General features: G+C 67.7%; 19 protein-coding genes. 5 read left to right on the top strand and 14 right to left on the bottom strand.

The features are described 5' to 3' along the window. Window positions 1-31: 31 nt before the first annotated feature. From rpmF to lipA, 6 genes are all read right to left on the bottom strand, one after another. On the bottom strand, window positions 32-214 hold the full coding sequence (gene rpmF / locus SJY26_RS12205) for a 50S ribosomal protein L32 (protein ID WP_305636638.1): 183 nt from the start codon (window positions 212-214) through the stop codon (window positions 32-34). Window positions 215-326: 112 nt separating this feature from the next. Continuing rightward, the gene (locus tag SJY26_RS12200) at window positions 327-845 is read right to left on the bottom strand and encodes a GNAT family N-acetyltransferase (RefSeq protein ID WP_396595759.1); all 519 of its coding nucleotides are present in this window, start codon (window positions 843-845) and stop codon (window positions 327-329) included. 2 nt (window positions 846-847) lie between these two features. Further along, entirely contained in the window at window positions 848-1,378 is a 531-nt protein-coding gene (locus tag SJY26_RS12195; RefSeq protein ID WP_396593293.1) for a GNAT family N-acetyltransferase, read from the bottom strand. Further along, entirely contained in the window at window positions 1,375-2,487 is a 1,113-nt protein-coding gene (locus tag SJY26_RS12190) for an NAD(P)/FAD-dependent oxidoreductase (RefSeq protein ID WP_396593292.1), read from the bottom strand. The genes SJY26_RS12195 and SJY26_RS12190 overlap by 4 nt, the downstream gene beginning before the upstream one ends. Continuing rightward, window positions 2,484-2,939: a type II toxin-antitoxin system RatA family toxin gene (locus SJY26_RS12185; protein WP_396593291.1), complete on the bottom strand. Its 456-nt coding sequence runs from the start codon at window positions 2,937-2,939 to the stop codon at window positions 2,484-2,486. Before SJY26_RS12185 ends, SJY26_RS12190 begins: the two co-directional genes overlap by 4 nt. Window positions 2,940-2,946: 7 nt before the next feature. After that, window positions 2,947-3,909, bottom strand: a complete 963-nt coding sequence (gene lipA, locus SJY26_RS12180; protein ID WP_396593290.1) for a lipoyl synthase — start codon at window positions 3,907-3,909, stop codon at window positions 2,947-2,949. A gap of 184 nt (window positions 3,910-4,093) precedes the next feature. Between lipA and SJY26_RS12175 the strand changes: the two genes are divergently transcribed. After that, window positions 4,094-5,650: an AMP-binding protein gene (locus SJY26_RS12175; RefSeq protein WP_396593289.1), complete on the top strand. Its 1,557-nt coding sequence runs from the start codon at window positions 4,094-4,096 to the stop codon at window positions 5,648-5,650. Here SJY26_RS12175 and ygiD read toward each other — a convergent pair. The 4 genes from ygiD to SJY26_RS12155 all read right to left on the bottom strand — a co-directional run bounded on the left by ygiD (window position 5,605) and on the right by SJY26_RS12155 (window position 8,404). Further along, a complete protein-coding gene (ygiD, locus tag SJY26_RS12170; protein WP_396593288.1) occupies window positions 5,605-6,402 on the bottom strand; it encodes a 4,5-DOPA dioxygenase extradiol in 798 nt (265 codons plus the stop codon). The two genes, SJY26_RS12175 and ygiD, sit on opposite strands and share 46 nt — an antisense overlap. Window positions 6,403-6,405: 3 nt before the next feature. Beyond that, window positions 6,406-7,008 carry an NAD(P)H:quinone oxidoreductase gene (gene wrbA, locus SJY26_RS12165; RefSeq protein WP_396593287.1) on the bottom strand — a complete coding sequence of 201 codons (603 nt, stop codon included), beginning with the start codon at window positions 7,006-7,008 and terminating at the stop codon, window positions 6,406-6,408. A 92-nt stretch (window positions 7,009-7,100) separates the two neighbouring features. Continuing rightward, entirely contained in the window at window positions 7,101-7,553 is a 453-nt protein-coding gene (locus SJY26_RS12160) for a hypothetical protein (protein ID WP_396593286.1), read from the bottom strand. Further along, on the bottom strand, window positions 7,550-8,404 hold the full coding sequence (locus SJY26_RS12155) for a D-alanyl-D-alanine carboxypeptidase family protein (protein ID WP_396593285.1): 855 nt from the start codon (window positions 8,402-8,404) through the stop codon (window positions 7,550-7,552). The genes SJY26_RS12160 and SJY26_RS12155 overlap by 4 nt, the downstream gene beginning before the upstream one ends. A gap of 118 nt (window positions 8,405-8,522) precedes the next feature. Between SJY26_RS12155 and SJY26_RS12150 the strand changes: the two genes are divergently transcribed. From SJY26_RS12150 to SJY26_RS12135, 4 genes are all read left to right on the top strand, one after another. Continuing rightward, complete coding sequence (locus tag SJY26_RS12150; RefSeq protein WP_396593284.1) at window positions 8,523-9,893, top strand: MFS transporter; 1,371 nt, start codon at window positions 8,523-8,525, stop codon at window positions 9,891-9,893. After that, entirely contained in the window at window positions 9,890-10,675 is a 786-nt protein-coding gene (mazG, locus tag SJY26_RS12145; protein ID WP_396593283.1) for a nucleoside triphosphate pyrophosphohydrolase, read from the top strand. Before SJY26_RS12150 ends, mazG begins: the two co-directional genes overlap by 4 nt. 11 nt (window positions 10,676-10,686) lie before the next feature. Beyond that, window positions 10,687-11,229: a hypothetical protein gene (locus tag SJY26_RS12140; RefSeq protein WP_396593282.1), complete on the top strand. Its 543-nt coding sequence runs from the start codon at window positions 10,687-10,689 to the stop codon at window positions 11,227-11,229. 275 nt (window positions 11,230-11,504) lie between these two features. Continuing rightward, window positions 11,505-12,158, top strand: a complete 654-nt coding sequence (locus tag SJY26_RS12135; protein ID WP_396593281.1) for a hypothetical protein — start codon at window positions 11,505-11,507, stop codon at window positions 12,156-12,158. 909 nt (window positions 12,159-13,067) lie between these two features. Here the strand turns inward: SJY26_RS12135 and hflX are convergent. The 4 genes from hflX to SJY26_RS12115 all read right to left on the bottom strand — a co-directional run bounded on the left by hflX (window position 13,068) and on the right by SJY26_RS12115 (window position 17,133). Beyond that, window positions 13,068-14,363: a GTPase HflX gene (gene hflX / locus SJY26_RS12130; protein ID WP_396595758.1), complete on the bottom strand. Its 1,296-nt coding sequence runs from the start codon at window positions 14,361-14,363 to the stop codon at window positions 13,068-13,070. A 149-nt stretch (window positions 14,364-14,512) separates the two neighbouring features. Continuing rightward, the gene (hfq, locus tag SJY26_RS12125; protein WP_013269198.1) at window positions 14,513-14,758 is read right to left on the bottom strand and encodes an RNA chaperone Hfq; all 246 of its coding nucleotides are present in this window, start codon (window positions 14,756-14,758) and stop codon (window positions 14,513-14,515) included. Window positions 14,759-14,863: 105 nt separating this feature from the next. Next, a complete protein-coding gene (locus SJY26_RS12120) occupies window positions 14,864-15,727 on the bottom strand; it encodes a D-amino-acid transaminase (RefSeq protein ID WP_396593280.1) in 864 nt (287 codons plus the stop codon). After that, the gene (locus tag SJY26_RS12115; RefSeq protein ID WP_396593279.1) at window positions 15,727-17,133 is read right to left on the bottom strand and encodes a sigma-54-dependent transcriptional regulator; all 1,407 of its coding nucleotides are present in this window, start codon (window positions 17,131-17,133) and stop codon (window positions 15,727-15,729) included. The genes SJY26_RS12120 and SJY26_RS12115 overlap by 1 nt, the downstream gene beginning before the upstream one ends. Between the last annotated feature and the right edge of the window lie 7 nt (window positions 17,134-17,140).

Here is a 17,140-nt window from a genome sequence, read left to right as displayed (position 1 = left end):
GTCGCGGACCGGGCGGTCCGCGCCCTGAACCCTAGTCTTCCTTGGGCGTCAGCACCTGACGGCCGCGATAGGTGCCGGTCTTCAGGTCGATGTGGTGCGAACGACGCAGCTCGCCCGTGTCCTTGTCCTCGGTATAGGGGTTGGTGCCCAGGGCATCGTGCGAGCGCCGCATATTGCGACGCGAGGGCGATACTTTGCGCTTCGGAACAGCCATGTCCGTCTCAATCTTAAGGTCGGGCGCTGCAGGAGCGCGAAAACAACAGCGGCGGCCCCGGAAACAGAGCCGCCACGCGAGGGCGGGCTTATGCCCCAACCGCGACCGGACTTCAAGTCGGTGTTGCACTTTGCGCCCACAGACCCCGTGACAGGCCGTAGTACAGGCTGTCCTTCCATTCGCCACCGACATTCCACGTTCGCGCGGCGAAGCCTGTCCGCACGAATTGCAGCCGTTCCAGCAGACGAATCGAGGCGGTGTTGTCGGGATCCACATCAGCGGTCAGATCCTCGACGGACCGGGTTCTGAACACGTGGTCCACCACCGCCCCGACGGCCTCGGTCGCAATCCCCTGTCCCCAGTGGTCGGGACGGAGGATGTAGCCAACGTCCGGCAGCCGCCAGAAGCCGGCCTTGCCGATGACCACGCCATCACGCTCGATGACGAAATCATCACTGCCCTCGAGGTTGCCCGCGATCATGCCGTCCAGCCATTCGCGGGTCTGGTCCAGCGACTCATGCGGCGGTGTGGACCACCAGCGCGTGGCCCGCGGATCGGACAGCACGGCATGCATGGCCGGCAGATCGTCCGGACGCGCGTGGCGCAGACGCAGACGCGGTGTATGGAGCACGGTCAAGGCAGCACCTTCTCCATGACGGCAAAATGCAGATCGTCGAGGAGCGGCAGGCCCAGCCGGGGATCGTCATACGGGAACGGGATGGTTTCGCCCGTCTCGCCATACCCCAGCCGACGGTACCAGCCGATCAGGGTGGCGCGTTGCGGAAAGACCTGGATCCGGATGCGCCGGACCTCGAAGCGGTCCGCCAGCGCAGTCTCGGCTGCCGCCACCATCCGGCGGCCCAGCCCGGCCGACTGAAGCCCCGGATCCACGGACAGCATACCGAAATAGCCGAGGGTCTCGCCGCGCCGGGCGATCAGCACGGAGGCCACAAGGCTCCCGTCCCGCCATCCGGTCAGAAGGGCCTGGTCGGGGTCCGCGAGAATGCCGGCCAGCTCGTCCGGATCGGTGCGCTGACCCTCCAGCAGGTCAGCCTCGGTCGTCCAGCCTGCGCGGGAGCTCTCGCCCCTGTAGGCGCTCTCGATCAGTCGGTGCAGGGCGGGGATGTCGGAGGCGACGGCGTCGCGCAGTTGAAGCTCAGTCATGCCCCAAGCATTGCCGCAACCGCCTCACCGATCGCAAGGGAACTGGTCAGGCCCGGACTCTCGATGCCGAACAGGGCCACAAGGCGGTCGATCCCGTGACTGTCACGGCCCCGCAGCTGGAAATCCGGCTGGGGTTCGCCCGGTCCATGCAGCTTGGGCCGAATGCCGGCATAGTCGGGCGTCAGGGCCCCGTCCGGCAGCCCCGGCCAGAACCGGCGGATGTAGTCGGCGAAACTCTCGGCCCGCGCGGGATCGACGCTGTAGTCTTCGCCCGCGACGTACTCGAGATCGGGCCCGAACACGGCCTGTCCGCCAAGATCCCGGCGATAGTGGATGCCGAGCGCCCCGGGGATGGGCGGCGGATAGATCAGCCGCTCGAACGGGGCCCTGCCGGTGAAGCGGAAATAGACCCCCTTGCCGAAATGGCCGGCGGGAATCTGGTCCGGCCGAAAGCCCTCGATCCGGCCCGCAACTGTCTGGGCCTGCAGGCCGGGGGCGGTGACCAGATGCCGCGCAGTCACGGTCGCACCGCCCTCCCCACCCGCCGTGATCCGGAAGCCGCCGCCCGGCAGAAGCTCGGCCCGTTCGAACGGTGTCGAGACCACGACCGACCCGCCGCCGTCCTCGATCTCGCCCTGCAGGGACAGCATGTAGTCGTGGCTGGCGAAGACGCCGCTCTCGGGCGACAGGATGGCGGCGTGGGCATTCAGGGCCGGTTCCAGCGCCCGCGCCTGCGCGCCGGTCAGATGCCCCAGCCCCTCGACGCCATTGGTCGTTGCCTGTTCGAAGATGCGCTCGATCGCCGGGACCTCCTCGGGCCGGGTGGCGACCACCAGTTTCCCGCATTTGCGATGATCGATCTTGTGGCTCTCCAGCCAGGTGTAGAGGGCCCGCCGACCCTCGACGCAGAACCGCGCCTTCAGCGATCCGGTCGGATAGTAGAGCCCGGCGTGAATGACCTCGGAGTTGCGCGACGACACCCCTTGGCCGATGTGATCCATCGCCTCCAGCACCAGAACGACCTGTCCCCGCCTCGACAGCGCCCGCCCGCAGGCCAGCCCGACCGCGCCGGCTCCCACCACAACGGCGTCGAAATCAAAGGGGGTCATCCGCCCTTGCCGTACCGCCGCGCCGCCTCGGCCTCGAAACTGCCGATCAGCAGGGACACCGCCCGATCAAAGTTGGCCTGCAGGGCGGCGTTCAGCAGCGGCGATTTGAAGGCGAAGTCGATCATGAACTCCAGCCGCGTGCCCTCCGGTACCGCGTGGAAGGTCCAGCGGTTCTTCAGATGCCGGAAGGGCCCCCGCAGCAGCCCGACCTCGACCAGCGGCGCATTCCGGTCATGCCGCACCCAGGTCGAGAACCGCTCCTTCAGGAACGAGAACCCCACCTGGGCCTCGGCATCCAGAACGTCCACGCCGGGCGCTTCCTCACGCCGGTTCCAGACCCGCATGGAATTCACCCATTTGACGAAGCGCGGATAGGCCTCCACGTCCGCGACCAGCTCGGCGAGCTGGGCGGGGGTGTAGGGCAGGATGCGGGTGACGCGGTGAACGGCCAAGCGGGCGTCAGCGTCCGGTCTGGGACAGGCGGGCCGCCTTCAGCCGGGCGAAGTCGTCTCCGGCATGGTGCGACGACCGGGTCAGGGGCGAGGCCGAGACCATCAGAAAGCCCTTGGCCCGGGCGATGGCCTCATAGGCCTTGAACTCTTCGGGCGTCACGAACCGGTCGATGGCGGCGTGTTTCCGCGTCGGCTGCAGATACTGGCCGATGGTGATGAAATCGACGCCGGCGGAGCGCATGTCATCCATGACCTGCATGACCTCTTCCTTGGTCTCGCCCAGACCGACCATGATGCCGGACTTGGTGAACTGGTTCGGGTCGCGTTCCTTGACCTGCTGCAGCAGCCGCAGCGAGTGGAAGTAGCGGGCTCCCGGCCGGATCTTCAGATACAGCCGCGGCACGGTCTCGAGGTTGTGGTTGAACACGTCCGGCCGGGCATCGATCATGACCTCGGCGGCCCCGTCTTTTCTCAGGAAGTCGGGCGTCAGGATCTCGATCGTCGTGGCCGGGGCCTGCAGCCGGATCTGCCGCACGACCTCGGCGAAATGGGCCGCGCCGCCGTCGGCGACGTCATCGCGATCCACCGAGGTGATGACGACGTGGTTCAGACCCAGTTGGGCGACCGCCAGCCCGACCTTGGCGGGCTCGTCCGGATCCAGCGGCTGGGGCAGGCCCGTCTTGACGTTGCAGAAGGCGCAGGCCCGGGTGCAGGTGTCGCCCATGATCATCAGGGTGGCGTGCTTCTGGCTCCAGCACTCGCCGATGTTCGGACAGGCCGCCTCCTCGCAGACGGTCACCAGCCCCTTGGACCGGACGATCTCCTTAGTGGCGTTGTACTGCCCAGAACCGGGGGCCTTGACCCGCAGCCAGTCAGGCTTGCGCAGCACCGCCGTCTCCGGCCGGTTCTGCTTTTCGGGGTGGCGCAGCTCGGAAGGCTTGCGCGTCAGGGTGTCGATGAGGGTGACCATCGAGGCGGGGTCGGCTCCACAGGCTGATGGCGGTATGTCGTCCTTCCGTCGGCGGATGGCAAGTCACGCCCGGTGTCGCGGCAGGGTCACGCGGCGTTACGCATCTTTTCATCGCAGGACGGCTTCACTAGTTTGGGCCCTCAGAGCGAGAGGGGCGACGTAGGCCCTCCGGAGGAGATGCGTAGTGTTCAGACCCGGCCTCGACCCTTCGGCGGGTGAAGAATCCCTCTTCGATGCCCTGATCGCGGCGCGGGCGCGCTACGGCGACAAGGAGATTCTCGAGGATCAGGATCGCAAGCCACTGACCTATACCGGCCTGATCCGCGCCGCCTTCGTGCTGGGCCGCAAGATCGCCGCCATGACGCAACCGGCCGAACGGGTCGGTATCCTGCTGCCGGCCTCCATGGGGACGGTCGTCACCTTCTTTGGCCTGCACGCCTTCGGGCGGGTGCCGGTCATGCTCAACTTCACCTCGGGAGAGCGCAACCTCAAGGCGGCGATCGAGGCGGCCGGGGTCAAACGGATCCTGTGCGCCCGCCGCTTCGTCGACCAGGCGAAGATCGAGGACCTCATGGCCGAACTGGCCACGGTGGCCGAAATCGTCTGGCTGGACGACGTCCGCGCCACGGTCGGACTGCAGGACAAGCTGTTCGGCCTCATGGCCGGCATCGCCCCCAAACGCTTCCGCACGCCCACCCGGTCGGATGATCCGGGCGTGGTGCTGTTCACCTCGGGGAGTTTCGGCGCGCCCAAGGGCATCCTCCTCAGCCAGAAGAACCTGGTCGCCAACGCCCGGCAGGTCGCGACCCATATCCCGCTGGATCCCGACTGGGTGATGTTCAATCCCCTGCCGACCTTCCACTGTTTCGGCCTGACCGGCGGCGTCATCCTGCCCATCCTGAACGGGCTGAAGACCTTCCAGTATCCCTCCCCCCTGCACGGGAAACAGATCGTCGCCCTGCTGGCCGAGGTGAACACTGCCGTCCTGTTCGCCACCGACACCTTCCTGAACCAGTGGGCCCGGGTCGCCGCGCCGGATGATTTCCGGACCGTGCAGTTCGTCGTCGCCGGGGCCGAGCGGGTGCGCGACGAGACCCATCACCTGTTCAATACAAAGTTCGGCGGCGTGAAACTTCTGGAAGGCTACGGCGCGACCGAGGCGGCCCCCGTGGTCGCGGTCAACCATCCCGATCGCAACCGCCCCGGCACCGTGGGTCAGCTGATGCCGGGCATGGAGGCGCGGCTGGAGCCGGTCGAGGGGATCAAGGAAGGCCAGCGGCTGTTCGTCCGGGGCCCCAATGTCATGGCCGGCTATATGACCCCCGGCGATCCGAAGCGGATCGAACCGCTGGACGGCGGCTGGCACGACACCGGCGACATCGTGGACCTGGATCCGGAGGGCTATATCTCGATCCTCGGCCGGGTGAAGCGGTTCGCCAAGATCGGCGGCGAGATGGTGTCCCTCAGCGCCGTCGAGGGACTGGTCAGCGCCGTCTGGCCCGATAGCCGCCACGCGGTGATTTCCATCGCCGACAGCCGCAAGGGCGAGAAGCTGGTATTGGTCACCGAGCGGAAGGACGCCGACGTGGGCCGTATCGCCGAATGGGCCCGGGAACACGGGGCACCGGAGCTGGCGGTCCCCAAGAAGATCATCCCGGTCGCCGTCCTGCCCGTGCTGGGCACCGGCAAGACCGACTATGTCGCCATCCAGTCGCTGGTCGATCTGGCCGAGGCGGCCTGACCGATCAGGACGCCCGTCATCGAGATCGACCCGCCCTCGATCACGTCGTTGAAGAAGGTGACGGCGTCTTCCGGCCCGGCCTGGGCGGCGACATAGAGCAGCGGCAGATAGTGTTCGTCGGTCGGGACGCTCATCTGCGCGTGCTCAGCCAGGCCGACCCAGTCGATCAGAGCGTCATGGTCGCCCCGTTCCAGCGCCGCTTTGACTGCGGAATTGAAGCCGGTCGCCCATCGATAGGCCTCACCGCCATCCCGCTTCCAGGTCCGCAGATTGTGCACGAAGTCGCCGCTGCCAGCGATGACAATACCCTCGTCCCGCAGCGGCCTGAGACGCTTCGCCAGCTCATAGTGGCCGCGGGCATCCAGGTTGCGGTCCAGCGACAGCTGCACAACCGGCACGTCAGCGTCCGGCCAGACATGGGCCAGAACGGACCAGGTGCCGTGATCGAGGCCCCACGCCTCCACCGCCTGCGCCCCCGTCAGTTGCGCGACGCGCGCGGCGAGGCGCGGGGACCCGGGTGCCGGATACTGCATCGCGTGCAATTCAGGCCCGAACCCTCCGAAATCAAGAAGGGTTTCGGGCCGTTCCTGCGCCGTCACGGCCAGCCCGCGGGTCTCCCAGTGGGCCGAGACCATCACCGCGCCGGCGGGCTTGCCCAGACCCTGCCCCACCCTGCGCCAGGCGTCCGCATACGGCCCGCCCAGCGCATTCATCGGCGAGCCATGGCCGAAGAAAACCGCCGGCTGGCGCATGGATCAGGCCTTAAGCTTCTTCGCCAGGCCGGCGATGTATTCACCCTGATGCCGGGCTCCGGCCAGTTCGTTGGCGCTCGGCTGACGCGACCCGTCGCCGCCGGTGATGGTCGTGGCTCCATAGGGCGAGCCGCCGGAAATCTCTTCCAGGGTCAGCTGGCCCTGAAAGGCGTACGGAAGGCCCACAACCACCATGCCGTGGTGCATTAGGGTCTGTATCATACCGATCAGGGTCGTCTCATTGCCGCCGTGCTGGCTGGCAGAGGAGGTGAAGGCCCCGCCGACCTTGCCGACCAGCTTGCCCTGGAACCACACCCCGCCGGTCTGATCCCAGAAATTGCGCATCTGGGCGGCAGCCGTCCCGAACCGGGTGCCCGCCCCGACTATGATAGCGTCATAGGTCTCAAGCTCATTGACGTTCGCAAGGGGCGCGGCCTGGTCCATCTTGTAGCCGGACTTGATGGCCAGCGCTTCGGGGACCGTCTCCTCGACCCGACGGATGTCGACCTCGACGCCCTCGACCGATCGTGCGCCTTCGGCGACGGCTTCAGCCATCTGTTCGATGTGGCCATAGGTCGAGTGATAGAGGACGAGAACCCGGGTCATGAGACGCTCCTGCTTCAGATCTGGCAGTTTGTAACTGCACCAGTGCCAGATTTAGTCATGACACCCGTTGGCGCAAGGTCTGCGGAGGATTTCTATCGCCGGACGGGACAGATTGCCGCGTAGTGAACGGCCTCCGCCGGGACCGGTTGCCCGCGGGCGGCCCGAAAGCGATGCTCGATGGCCATAGCCTGTTGTTCGATGTTCAGGTCCGGCCAGTCGCAGCGCACGGACGGATAGCGATAGGCCCCCGGCCCGTCCCCTGCCCTCAGCTTGGCCAGCAGCAGGTTGATGCCCGAGCGGGCCTGCCACACATGGACCATCTCATGGATCAGGACCGCCTGCAGCGAGACGGGGGCGACGCTGAAGTCGGCGGGCAGGTCCCGGCGGGGCCAGACCACCCAGTCGCGCCCGAACCCCCGCCCGGGCACGAAGGCCCGTGCCAGGGGCCAGGGCGCGGCGACCAGGCGCACAGCGTCCAGCGGCAGGGCGGACCCGAACTCTGCCCGGATCAGGGCGCATTCTCCGGCCGTCAGGGCCCGAATCACGGCGGGCCGGACTCCGACGGCGGGCCGACCCATTCCCAGTGCCAGGGCTCGTACAGATAGGGGACGAACCCGAACCGGCCGGCGTTCTTCACCAGCCAGCGATAGGTCGCGCCCTCGCTCATGTGGCGGCGGCTGTCCGGGTGGGTGGAATCGACCCCCATCCCCAGCAACTGGCCGACATAGAGGTCCACGGCCGTGCCGGTGCGGTGCGGCGAGCAGACGGCGCGCCGAATACCGTCGCAGTTGCGCTCGGCCGCGCACCGCGCGGCGTCGGCCTCGGGATCGCGGAAGCCGGAAAAGATCTGCAGCAGTTCGGGGTCGGCGCGGATCTCGGGCACCTCGGCGCGGGCGGCGGCCACCATCCGGCGATAGGCCTCCAGCACATCGCGGCGCAGCAGCCGGGTCAGGCGGTCGGCATGCTCCTCGGGGGCCTCCAGATAGCCGAGCTCGCGCAGGGGGGGTGGCTCAGGGCATTCGTCGCGGACCCGGGCCATGACGAAGGGCCGCCGCTCCTGCAGGACGCCCCGGAGGACAGTAAAGGTGGCCGGGTCGAACACGCCGGTCGCGGTCAGGCCGTACCGCGTCTGAAACGCTGCCAGCGCGGCGGCGAAGTCGGAGGTGCCGGGCTCGCAATCGGTGCCGATCTCCTTCTGGATCAGGGGCCGGTAGGGACCCCAGCCCCATTCGGCGGTCCCGAACGGGGCCCATTCGAGGGAATAAAGTGAGATGACATTGGCGAAGGCCTGGCCAGACCACTGGGCCCGCTGGGTCTCGCAGCGGGACTGGGCCGTCGCCTCCGCGGGCCGGGCCAGACCCAGCACCGACACGGCGATCAGAAGAAGCAGGCCCATCCGCATGGATGGAAGAAGCCTGAGGCGTGCCGCCGAGGCAAGGCCCCTCTCCCGCCGCGATCAAAACTGGCAAGGTGCCCTCCCCCGCCGACTCGCCCCGGCCCCGCTGGATGCCTGTATGTCCGAAGCCGCCCCGCCCGCGCCCGTCCGGCAGCCGAACAGGACCCTGGCCGCCTTTGCCGCCAGCTGCCTGCCGTATGCGGCGCTGGGACTGCCCGTCTATGTGACCCTGCCGGAGTTCTATGCCAGCCATGTCGGGGTCTCGCTGTCGGCGGTCAGTCTGATCTTTCTGATCGTGCGGCTGGCCGACATCGTGGTGGATCCCCTGCTGGGCGTCGTCATCGACCGGACCTCGACGAGGTGGGGCCGCTACCGGGTCTGGATGGCGATCGGGGCCCCGATCCTGATGGGATCGGTGGCCATGCTGTTCTTCGTCGGTCAGGGGGCCGGGGCGACCCATCTCGCGGTCTGGCTGGTGGTCATGTACCTCGGCTATTCGATCAGCCTGCTGAGCCAGATGAGCTGGGCGGCGGTGCTGTCGCCGGACTACGACCAGCGCTCGCGGATCTATGGCTTCTGGCAGGTGGCCAATATCCTCGGCGTGCTGGCCGTGCTGCTGATCCCGGTGGGAGCGCAAGGCTTGGGCTACAGCTATGTCGAGGCGGTGCGGATGCAGGGCGGGTTCATCGTGGCCCTTCTGCCCGTCGCGCTGGGGGTAACCTTCCTGTTCACGCCCGAACCCCGGGCCGTGGCCCCGCCGGCGCATGGGGGTGTCGGCCAGACGCTGGCGCTGATGCTCAAACCGGTGCTGAGGCGGCTGTTGCTGTCGGACCTGCTGCTGGGCGCGGCGCGGGGGCTGATCGGGGTGCTGTTCTTCTATTTCTTTGAGCAGGCGCGGGGGTTTGAGCGGGACCAGACCTCGATCCTGCTGCTGGTCTATTTCGTGGCCGGTCTGGTCGGCGCGCCGGTTTGGGCCTGGCTGGCGATCCGGATCGGCAAGCACCGGGCGCTGGCCTTGGGCAGCGTCTATTTCGCGCTCAGCTTTGCGGCGGCCACCCTGCTGGTCCCGGCCGGCAACCTGCCCGCGGCCATGGCCGCCCTGTTCGGGACCGGTCTGGCCTTCGGGGCCTCGGACCTGCTGCTGCGGGCCATGATGGCCGACGCGGCCGACGCGGTGCGGCTGGATGACGGGGCGGACCACACCGGGTTGCTGTTCTCGATCCTGAACGCCACCTCCAAGATGGGCTATGCGGTCTCGGTCGGGGCCTTCGCGGTGCTGGAGTGGATCGGCTTTGATGCAGCCCCGGGGGCCGTCAATGATCCGCAGGTCATCCTCGGGCTGCAGTGGCTGTTCATCGCCGCGCCGGTCGTCCTGCTGCTGGGCTCGGCCCTGGTGCTGCGCCTCTATCCCCTGACCCCGGCCCGTCATGCGGCGGTCCGGGCCGAGCTCGAGGCCCGCGAGGCGGGCCTTTCAAGGACGCCGACATGACCCCGACCGAACGCCTGCGCGACATCATGGTGCGGCTGCGCGACCCCGAGGGCGGCTGTCCGTGGGACGTGGAACAGACGTTCGCGACCATCGCCCCGTACACCATCGAGGAGGCCTATGAGGTCGCCGACGCTATCGACCGGGGCGACATGGGCGAGCTGAAGGGGGAGCTGGGTGACCTGCTGTTCCAGGTCGTGTTCCATGCCCGGATGGCCGAGGAGCAGGGGCTGTTCGCCTTCGACGACGTGGCCGAGGCCATGTCGGACAAGCTGATCCGGCGCCATCCGCACGTCTTCGGCGACGAGGCGGCCAGGGCCGACGGCCCGGCCCAGAAGCTGCGCTGGGAGGACATCAAGGCGGCCGAGCGGGCGGGCAAGGCGCAGCACGGCGTGCTGGACGACGTGCCCGTGGGCCTGCCGGCCCTGCACCGGGCGGCCAAGCTGACCAAGCGGGCGGCGCGGGTCGGGTTCGACTGGCCCTCGGTCGACGAGGTGTTCGACAAGCTGGACGAGGAGGTCGCCGAGCTGAAGGTCGAGATCGCCGCCGGGGACCTCGACAAGGCTCGTGAGGAGGTCGGCGACCTGCTGTTCGTGGTGGCCAACCTGGCCCGGAAGCTGGGCGTGGAGCCCGAGGACGCCCTGCGCGGGGCCAATGCCAAGTTCGTCCGGCGGTTCGGCTTCATCGAGGCGGAACTGGCGAAGGCGGGGCGGACACCGGAGCAGTCGGACCTCGCCGAGATGGACGCGCTGTGGAACGCGGCCAAGGTGGCGGAACGGGCGTAGGGAGTTTCATCGTGTCAGGGATCGATCAGGCGACCGCGGCGGCGCTCGGGTGGCCGAAGTCCAAATATGCCTGGGTCGAGCATGAGCGGCGCTGGCTGTGCCGGTCGGTGCCCTTCGACCGGGTGATCAGCGCCGAACGCTATACCGACCTGTATGTGACCGGCACCCAGCTGCGGCTGCGGGAGGCGATCCCGGCGGACGGCGGGCCGCCGATGCTGCGGCTGGGTCGAAAGGCCGACGTCAGCCCGTCGGTGCGGCTGCTGACCTCCATCTATCTGTCGCCCGAGGAGTTCCGCCTGCTGTCCTCGCTGCCGGGCCAGGTGCTGTGCAAGACCCGGCATTCGCTGGGAAAGGTCGACGGGGCCGACGTCTTCGTAGATGTCTTCGAGGGACCGCTGGACGGGCTGATCATGGCGGAAGCCGAGTTCGAAGGCCTGGAGGCGATGGCGCGCTACCCCACCCCCGACTTCGCCGTGCGCGAGGTCACCGATGACGTCCTCTACACCGGCGGCAGGCTGGCGACGGACGGACTGCCGGCCGGGTTCGCCGACTGACCGGGCGGCAAAGGAGCGCCGACAGGCAGCGGATTGGACTCCGGAAAAAACAGGGTGCAAAAGTGCAAAACCGTGAGCACTCCGGTGCAAGATGCTGTTTTAAAAGACATTGATCTTTTGCACCCTGTTGGACTCCGGTGCGGACCTGTGCCGCCACTCCAACACCTTCGCATGCGGCTACGTCAGAATCGGACGTATCGCCCCCCTGCCCCGCCCGGCCGGTTGCCGGGGCACGCTTTACCAGTCAGGGTTCACCCGCAAACCGGGAGATCACCATGGACGCCCACACCCTGAACGTCCTTGGCCATGTCGGCTCGGGGACGCTGGCCTTGCTGATCGGGCTGGTGCCGATGTTCAGCCGCAAGGGCGGGCCGCTGCATCGGTGGTCGGGGCGGGCGACCGTGGGGCTGGGGGCCGTGGTGCTGGGCAGCGCGGTGATCGCCGACATCCTGTTCGACCCGCCCGCCCCCCTGGTCGCGGCGACCCTGAGCGCCGGCTACCAGTATCTGAGCGGCCTGCGGACCCTGGCCCTCAAGCAGGCCGGACCGGGCTGGCCGGATGCGCTTCTGGCGCTGGCGGGGCTGGGGCTGGTCGGGCTGCTGGGCCTGCATATGGGGTCGGGGACCGCGTCCTGGCCGCCGGCCATCGGCTATGCCACCATCGGCTTCATCGGCACGATCATCGTCTATGACCTGAGCCGCCACCTGTGGATCGCGACCTGGCGGCGGCACGTCCGGCCGCTGGACCACGGGGTCAAGATGATCGGCTTCTGGTTCGCCATGCTGTCGGCCGGCGCCGGCAACCTGCTGGAACAGCTCCAGCCCCTCAGCCAGGTCCTGCCCTCGGTCCTCGGCATGGTCGCCATGGTGGGGTTTGTCGTCTGGTACAGTGTGAACCCGGTGGGGCGAAGGGCGATGGCGGCGGGGTGACGAGGCAATCCCCTCTCCCGGCGGGAGAGGAATCACGGGAGAGAACTCGCCTGAAGAAAAGGAAAGCTCTAAAATCTACGCCACGAAACGAAGCACCGAGCGTAACGAAAAGACCGGCTATTTTCCGGACCTCTAAAGCGAGCGCTGTTGCCACCGTTCAGACTGCATGCATCTTCGCAGGCAACATTTGCGTACCGTACGCCAAAGTCCGTGGCCATTTGATACCTTATGTTTGTGATCACTATGTCGGAGCTCGTATTGTTAGCGACAAGGCAATTCACAGAACCGCTGTCAAGTAGGCCTTCTGCGCTTACCTCTGCCTGAGCGCCCTCCACAGACAAGACGACTTCAGGCCTGAGAGTAGCGGATTCAGGGAAGGGAGCGTTTGACAGCATGATAGCCAACGCAGTCGAAGCAAACATAAGAAGCTCCTTCAAACTGGGCCAGAATGTGCTTGTGCCGCCGTTTTGTCAATCACCGTTATCTGGCGTTCCCCGGGTTCAAATGCAGCCGCGGCACGGCGGCGCAGCCGACGTTCTGGCGCTCACAGTGAGGGGTTGTTCGGGGCGATGGGGGACAAGGTCGGGCTTGATCTTTGGGGGCGTCCCCTCACCCTTTCGGCTGGCGCATCGCTGCGCTCTGCGAGCCTCAAGCCCTCTCCCGCCGGGAGAGGGGTTTAGCCGAACTGCCGTTCGAACCGGCCTATCGCCTGGAGGGGCGCGTCCTTCCCCCGCTTGCGGGGGAAAGCGGTCCGTCTTCGGCCGAAGGCCGAACAGGACCGATGGGGGGACGTTCCTGTTGGCGGGGCGCGGGAAGTTGAAGTGAGAATTCCCCCATCGGTCCTGGCCTCGCTTCGCTCGGCGACGGACCGCTTTCCCCCATGAAGGATGGGGGAAGGGCTGCTGCGGCTCAGCCGAACTGCCGCTCGAACCGCCCCATCGCCTGGGGGTCCAGCCGGACGGTCAGGTGCATGCGGCCGTCGGCGTCGGTATCCCGCGCCGTGACCCGGCCGTGTTCGTACAGCCAGGCGAGGGCCTCGCCCTGCGACGGTTGCAGGACCAGCTCCGTCTCCGGGTCGTCGTCGATCAGGTCGGTGATGGCCTGGCGGAGGGTCTCGATCCCCTCCCCGGTCCAGGCGGAGACGGCGACGGCGGTGTTGCCGGAGCGGGCGGCCTGGCCCTCGGCGGCCTCGCGGGCCTCGGGGTCCAGAAGGTCGGTCTTGTTCCAGACCTCGAGGATGCGGCGGGGTTTGCCTTCCGGCTGCTCAATCTGTTTCAGGACGGCCTCGACGTCCCTGGCCTGGGCCTCGGTGTCGGCCGAGGCGATGTCGCGGACGTGCAGGATCAGGTCGGCCTCGCCCACCTCTTCGAGGGTGGCGCGGAAGCTCTCGACCAGTTCGTGCGGCAGGTCGGAGATGAAGCCCACGGTGTCGGCGATGATGGCGGGGCGGCCCTGCGGCAACCGGATGGTGCGCTGGGTGGTGTCGAGGGTGGCGAACAGCAGGTCCTTGGCCAGGACCTCGGAGCCGGTCAGCCGGTTGAACAGGGTCGATTTGCCGGCGTTGGTGTAGCCGACCAGGGCGACGGCCGGGAACGGGGCCTTCTTGCGTTGCTTGCGGTGCAGGCCGCGGGTGCGGCGGACCTCTTCCAGCTCGGCCTTCAGCTTGACGATGCGGTCGGCGATCAGGCGGCGATCGAGCTCGATCTGGGTCTCGCCGGGGCCGCCGGTCGAGCCGGTGCCGCCGCGCTGGCGCTCCAGGTGGGTCCAGGTGCGGACGAGGCGCGAACGCTCATAGTCCAGCCGGGCCAGTTCGACCTGCAGCCGACCCTCCTTCGTCCGGGCGCGGCGGCCGAAGATCTCGAGGATCAGGCCGGTGCGGTCGATGACCTTGCAGTCCCATTCCTTTTCCAGATTGCGCTGCTGGACCGGGGTCAGGTCGTAGTCGATGACCGCGGCCTCGGCCTCGGCGGCGCGGATCAGGGCGGCCAGTTCCTCGACCTTGCCGGTGCCGAACAGGGTGGCGGGGGTGGTCTTCCTGAGGCGCACGACCTCTTCCGCCTGGACGTCGAGGTCCAGGGCGCGGGCGAGGCCCGAGGCCTCCTCCAGCCGTTCCTCCGCCGGGCGGGATGAGCGCTCGCCGAGATCGGGGTGGAGGACGACGGCCCGGATCAGGGGGACGGAATGGTCGATGAGTTTGGTGGTCAGGGGGAGTTCCAGGTGGCTGATGGTTGGTGACGGGTGGCTGGTGAAGGGAAACGCGCGGGGTCACATGTAGGTGCTCGCCCCGTTCAGCGCATCGGTCGCAACGAACCTCTATTCACCCGTCACCAGCCACCAGCCACCAATCACCAGCCTCAGTCCTCGTCGGCCTCGGGCTCGTAGAGCTGGACGGGGGCGGAGGGCATGATGGTGGAGATGGCGTGTTTGTAGACCAGCTGGGACTGGCCGTCGCGGCGCAGCAGGACGCAGAAATTGTCGAACCAGGTGACGATGCCCTGGAGCTTGACGCCGTTGACGAGGAAGATGGTCAATGGGGTCTTGGTCTTGCGGACCGAATTGAGGAAGGTGTCCTGAAGGTTCTGACGCTTGTCTTGCGACATGGCAGGTTTGTCCTGTTCTTGGTTGTTCGCCGCGTCGGGGAGAGCGCGGGACCGGTTACATCCGGTTCTGTGAGCCTAGACGGCAATTTGCGGGCGCTGCAACGCCTAGATGGCCTCCCGCTTCGCGGCTTCAAGGTAGCGGGCGCGCAGTTTTGTGGCCACGGGGCCGGGGGTGCCGTCGCCGATCTTCACGCCGTCGATCGAGACGGCGGGCATGACGAAGGCCCCGGCGGCGGTGAAGAAGGCTTCTTTCGCCTCCTTGGCCTCATCGACGCTGAAGGGGCGTTCGTCCAGCTCCAGCCCCTCGGCCTCGATCATGGCCATGATGGCGGTGCGGGTGATGCCCTTCAGGATATTGGCCTGGGTGTCGCGGGTACGAAGTTTGCCGGCCTTGTCGACGATCCAGGCATTGGTCGAGGACCCTTCCGTGACCAGCCCCATCTCGTCGACCATCCAGGCCTCATAGGCCCCCTTGTCGCGCGCCGCCTGTTTGGCCAGCACATTGGGGAGCAGGCCCACGGTCTTGATGTCGCAGCGGCCCCAGCGGATGTCGGGGTGGGTGACGACGGCCACGCCCTTGGCGGCCTGGGCATCCGAGCGGGTCGCGCTGAGGGATTTGGAGGTCACGACCACACTGGGCGGGGTGCCGGGGGCGGGGAACGGGTGGTCGCGGCGGGCGGTACCGCGGGTGACCTGGAGATAGACGATGCCGTTCCTGACGCGGTTCCGGCGGATCGTCTCCTTGAGCACCCGGGTCAGGGCCTCGACCGACATGGGGATGTCGATCCGGAGTTCGTTCAGGCTGCGGTGCAGCCGGGTCATGTGGCCCTCGAAATCGGCCATCCGGCCGTCGAACACGGACCAGACCTCATAGACCCCGTCAGCGAACTGGAAGCCGCGATCCTCGACATGGATCGTCGCCTCCGAGTGGCGCTGGTAGACCCCGTTCACATAGGCGACCCGTGACATCAGTCCAGACTTCCTTCGTCTTCGTCTCCGCCCCGTGACGGCGACACGCCCAGCGACTTGAGTTTGCGGTGCAGGGCCGATCTCTCCATGCCAATGAAGGCGGCCGTGCGCGAGATGTTTCCGCCGAAACGCATGATCTGGGCAGCGAGGTATTCGCGCTCGAACACCTCGCGGGCCTCGCGCAGCGGCAGGGCGATGGTGCGCTCGGCCCCCATGCCGGTGCCGCCGGTGGCGGCGACCTCCTGGGGCAGCATGTCGGCCGAGATCGGGTCATTGAGGTCGCCGGTGGCCAGGATCAGCAGGCGTTCGACGTTGTTCCGGAGCTGGCGGACGTTGCCGGGCCAGGGGTGGACCTGGAGCACGGCGATGGCGTCCTCGCCCAGCCGGCGGCGGGGCAGCCCTTGCGAGGCGCTGAGGGTCTCGATGAAATAGTCGACCAGCTCGCCGATGTCCTCGCGCCGTTCCGACAGGGGCGGGACACGGATGGGGACGACGTTCAGGCGGTGGAACAGGTCTTCGCGGAACCGGCCCTCGGTGATCTCGGTCTTGAGGTCGCGCGAGGTGGAGGTGACGACGCGGACGTCGACCTGGACGTCCTGTTCGCCGCCGACGCGGCGGAAGCGCTGTTCGACCAGGACACGCAGGATGCGGCTCTGGCTCTCGCGCGGCATGTCGCCGACGTCGTCCAGATAGAGGGTGCCGTTGTGGGCGCGTTCGAAGACGCCGATCTTGCGCGGGCGGCCGTCGTGGCCCTCCTCGCCGAACAGTTCGAGGTCGAGACGCTCGGGCGTCATGCCGGCGGCGGAGATGGCGACGAACTCGGCGCGGGCGCGGGGGCTGGCCTCGTGGATCTGGCGCGCGACCAGTTCCTTGCCCGAGCCGGGCGGGCCCGAGATCAGGACGCGGCTGTTGGCGGGGGCGACCTTTGTGATGGTGGTGCGCAGGACCTGGGCGGCGGCGGAGCGGCCGATCAGGCCGGTCGGGGTCATGGTCTGGGCCCGCAGGCGGCGGTTCTCGCGCTTCAGCGAGGCGGCCTCCAGGGCCCGCTCGATGACGACCACGAGGCGATCGGACTTGAAGGGCTTTTCGATGAAGTCATAGGCCCCGCGCTTGAGGGCGCTGACGGCGGTCTCGATATTGCCGTGGCCGGAGATCATGACGACCGGCAGGTCGGCATCCAGGGTCTTGACCAGATCGAGAAGCTCCAGCCCGTCCATCCCCCCGCCCTGCATCCAGATGTCGAGGACGATCAGGGACGGCTTTCGGGCCTTGATGCCGGCCAGGGCCTCTTCGGAACTGGAGGCCACGCGCACGGCGTGGCCCTCGTCCTCGAGCAGGCCCGAGACCAGGTCGCGGATGTCGGCCTCGTCATCGACGACAAGGATGTCGGCTCCGGTCGAACGCATATCGCCT

The sequence above is a fragment of the Brevundimonas sp. R86498 genome (assembly GCF_044598075.1).
Taxonomy (GTDB): Bacteria; Pseudomonadota; Alphaproteobacteria; order Caulobacterales; family Caulobacteraceae; genus Brevundimonas.
This window is presented reverse-complemented; position numbering and strand designations above follow the sequence as displayed.

Coding starts and splice junctions, on each gene's coding strand:
- rpmF (WP_305636638.1), bottom strand. CDS start 214: ATGGCTGTTCCGAAGCGCAAAGTATCGCCCTCGCGTCGCAATATGCGG.
- SJY26_RS12195 (WP_396593293.1), bottom strand. CDS start 1,378: ATGACTGAGCTTCAACTGCGCGACGCCGTCGCCTCCGACATCCCCGCC.
- SJY26_RS12190 (WP_396593292.1), bottom strand. CDS start 2,487: ATGACCCCCTTTGATTTCGACGCCGTTGTGGTGGGAGCCGGCGCGGTC.
- lipA (WP_396593290.1), bottom strand. CDS start 3,909: ATGGTCACCCTCATCGACACCCTGACGCGCAAGCCTTCCGAGCTGCGC.
- ygiD (WP_396593288.1), bottom strand. CDS start 6,402: ATGCGCCAGCCGGCGGTTTTCTTCGGCCATGGCTCGCCGATGAATGCG.
- wrbA (WP_396593287.1), bottom strand. CDS start 7,008: ATGACCCGGGTTCTCGTCCTCTATCACTCGACCTATGGCCACATCGAA.
- SJY26_RS12155 (WP_396593285.1), bottom strand. CDS start 8,404: ATGGGCCTGCTTCTTCTGATCGCCGTGTCGGTGCTGGGTCTGGCCCGG.
- SJY26_RS12150 (WP_396593284.1), top strand. CDS start 8,523: ATGTCCGAAGCCGCCCCGCCCGCGCCCGTCCGGCAGCCGAACAGGACC.
- mazG (WP_396593283.1), top strand. CDS start 9,890: ATGACCCCGACCGAACGCCTGCGCGACATCATGGTGCGGCTGCGCGAC.
- SJY26_RS12135 (WP_396593281.1), top strand. CDS start 11,505: ATGGACGCCCACACCCTGAACGTCCTTGGCCATGTCGGCTCGGGGACG.
- hfq (WP_013269198.1), bottom strand. CDS start 14,758: ATGTCGCAAGACAAGCGTCAGAACCTTCAGGACACCTTCCTCAATTCG.
- SJY26_RS12120 (WP_396593280.1), bottom strand. CDS start 15,727: ATGTCACGGGTCGCCTATGTGAACGGGGTCTACCAGCGCCACTCGGAG.
- SJY26_RS12115 (WP_396593279.1), bottom strand. CDS start 17,133: ATGCGTTCGACCGGAGCCGACATCCTTGTCGTCGATGACGAGGCCGAC.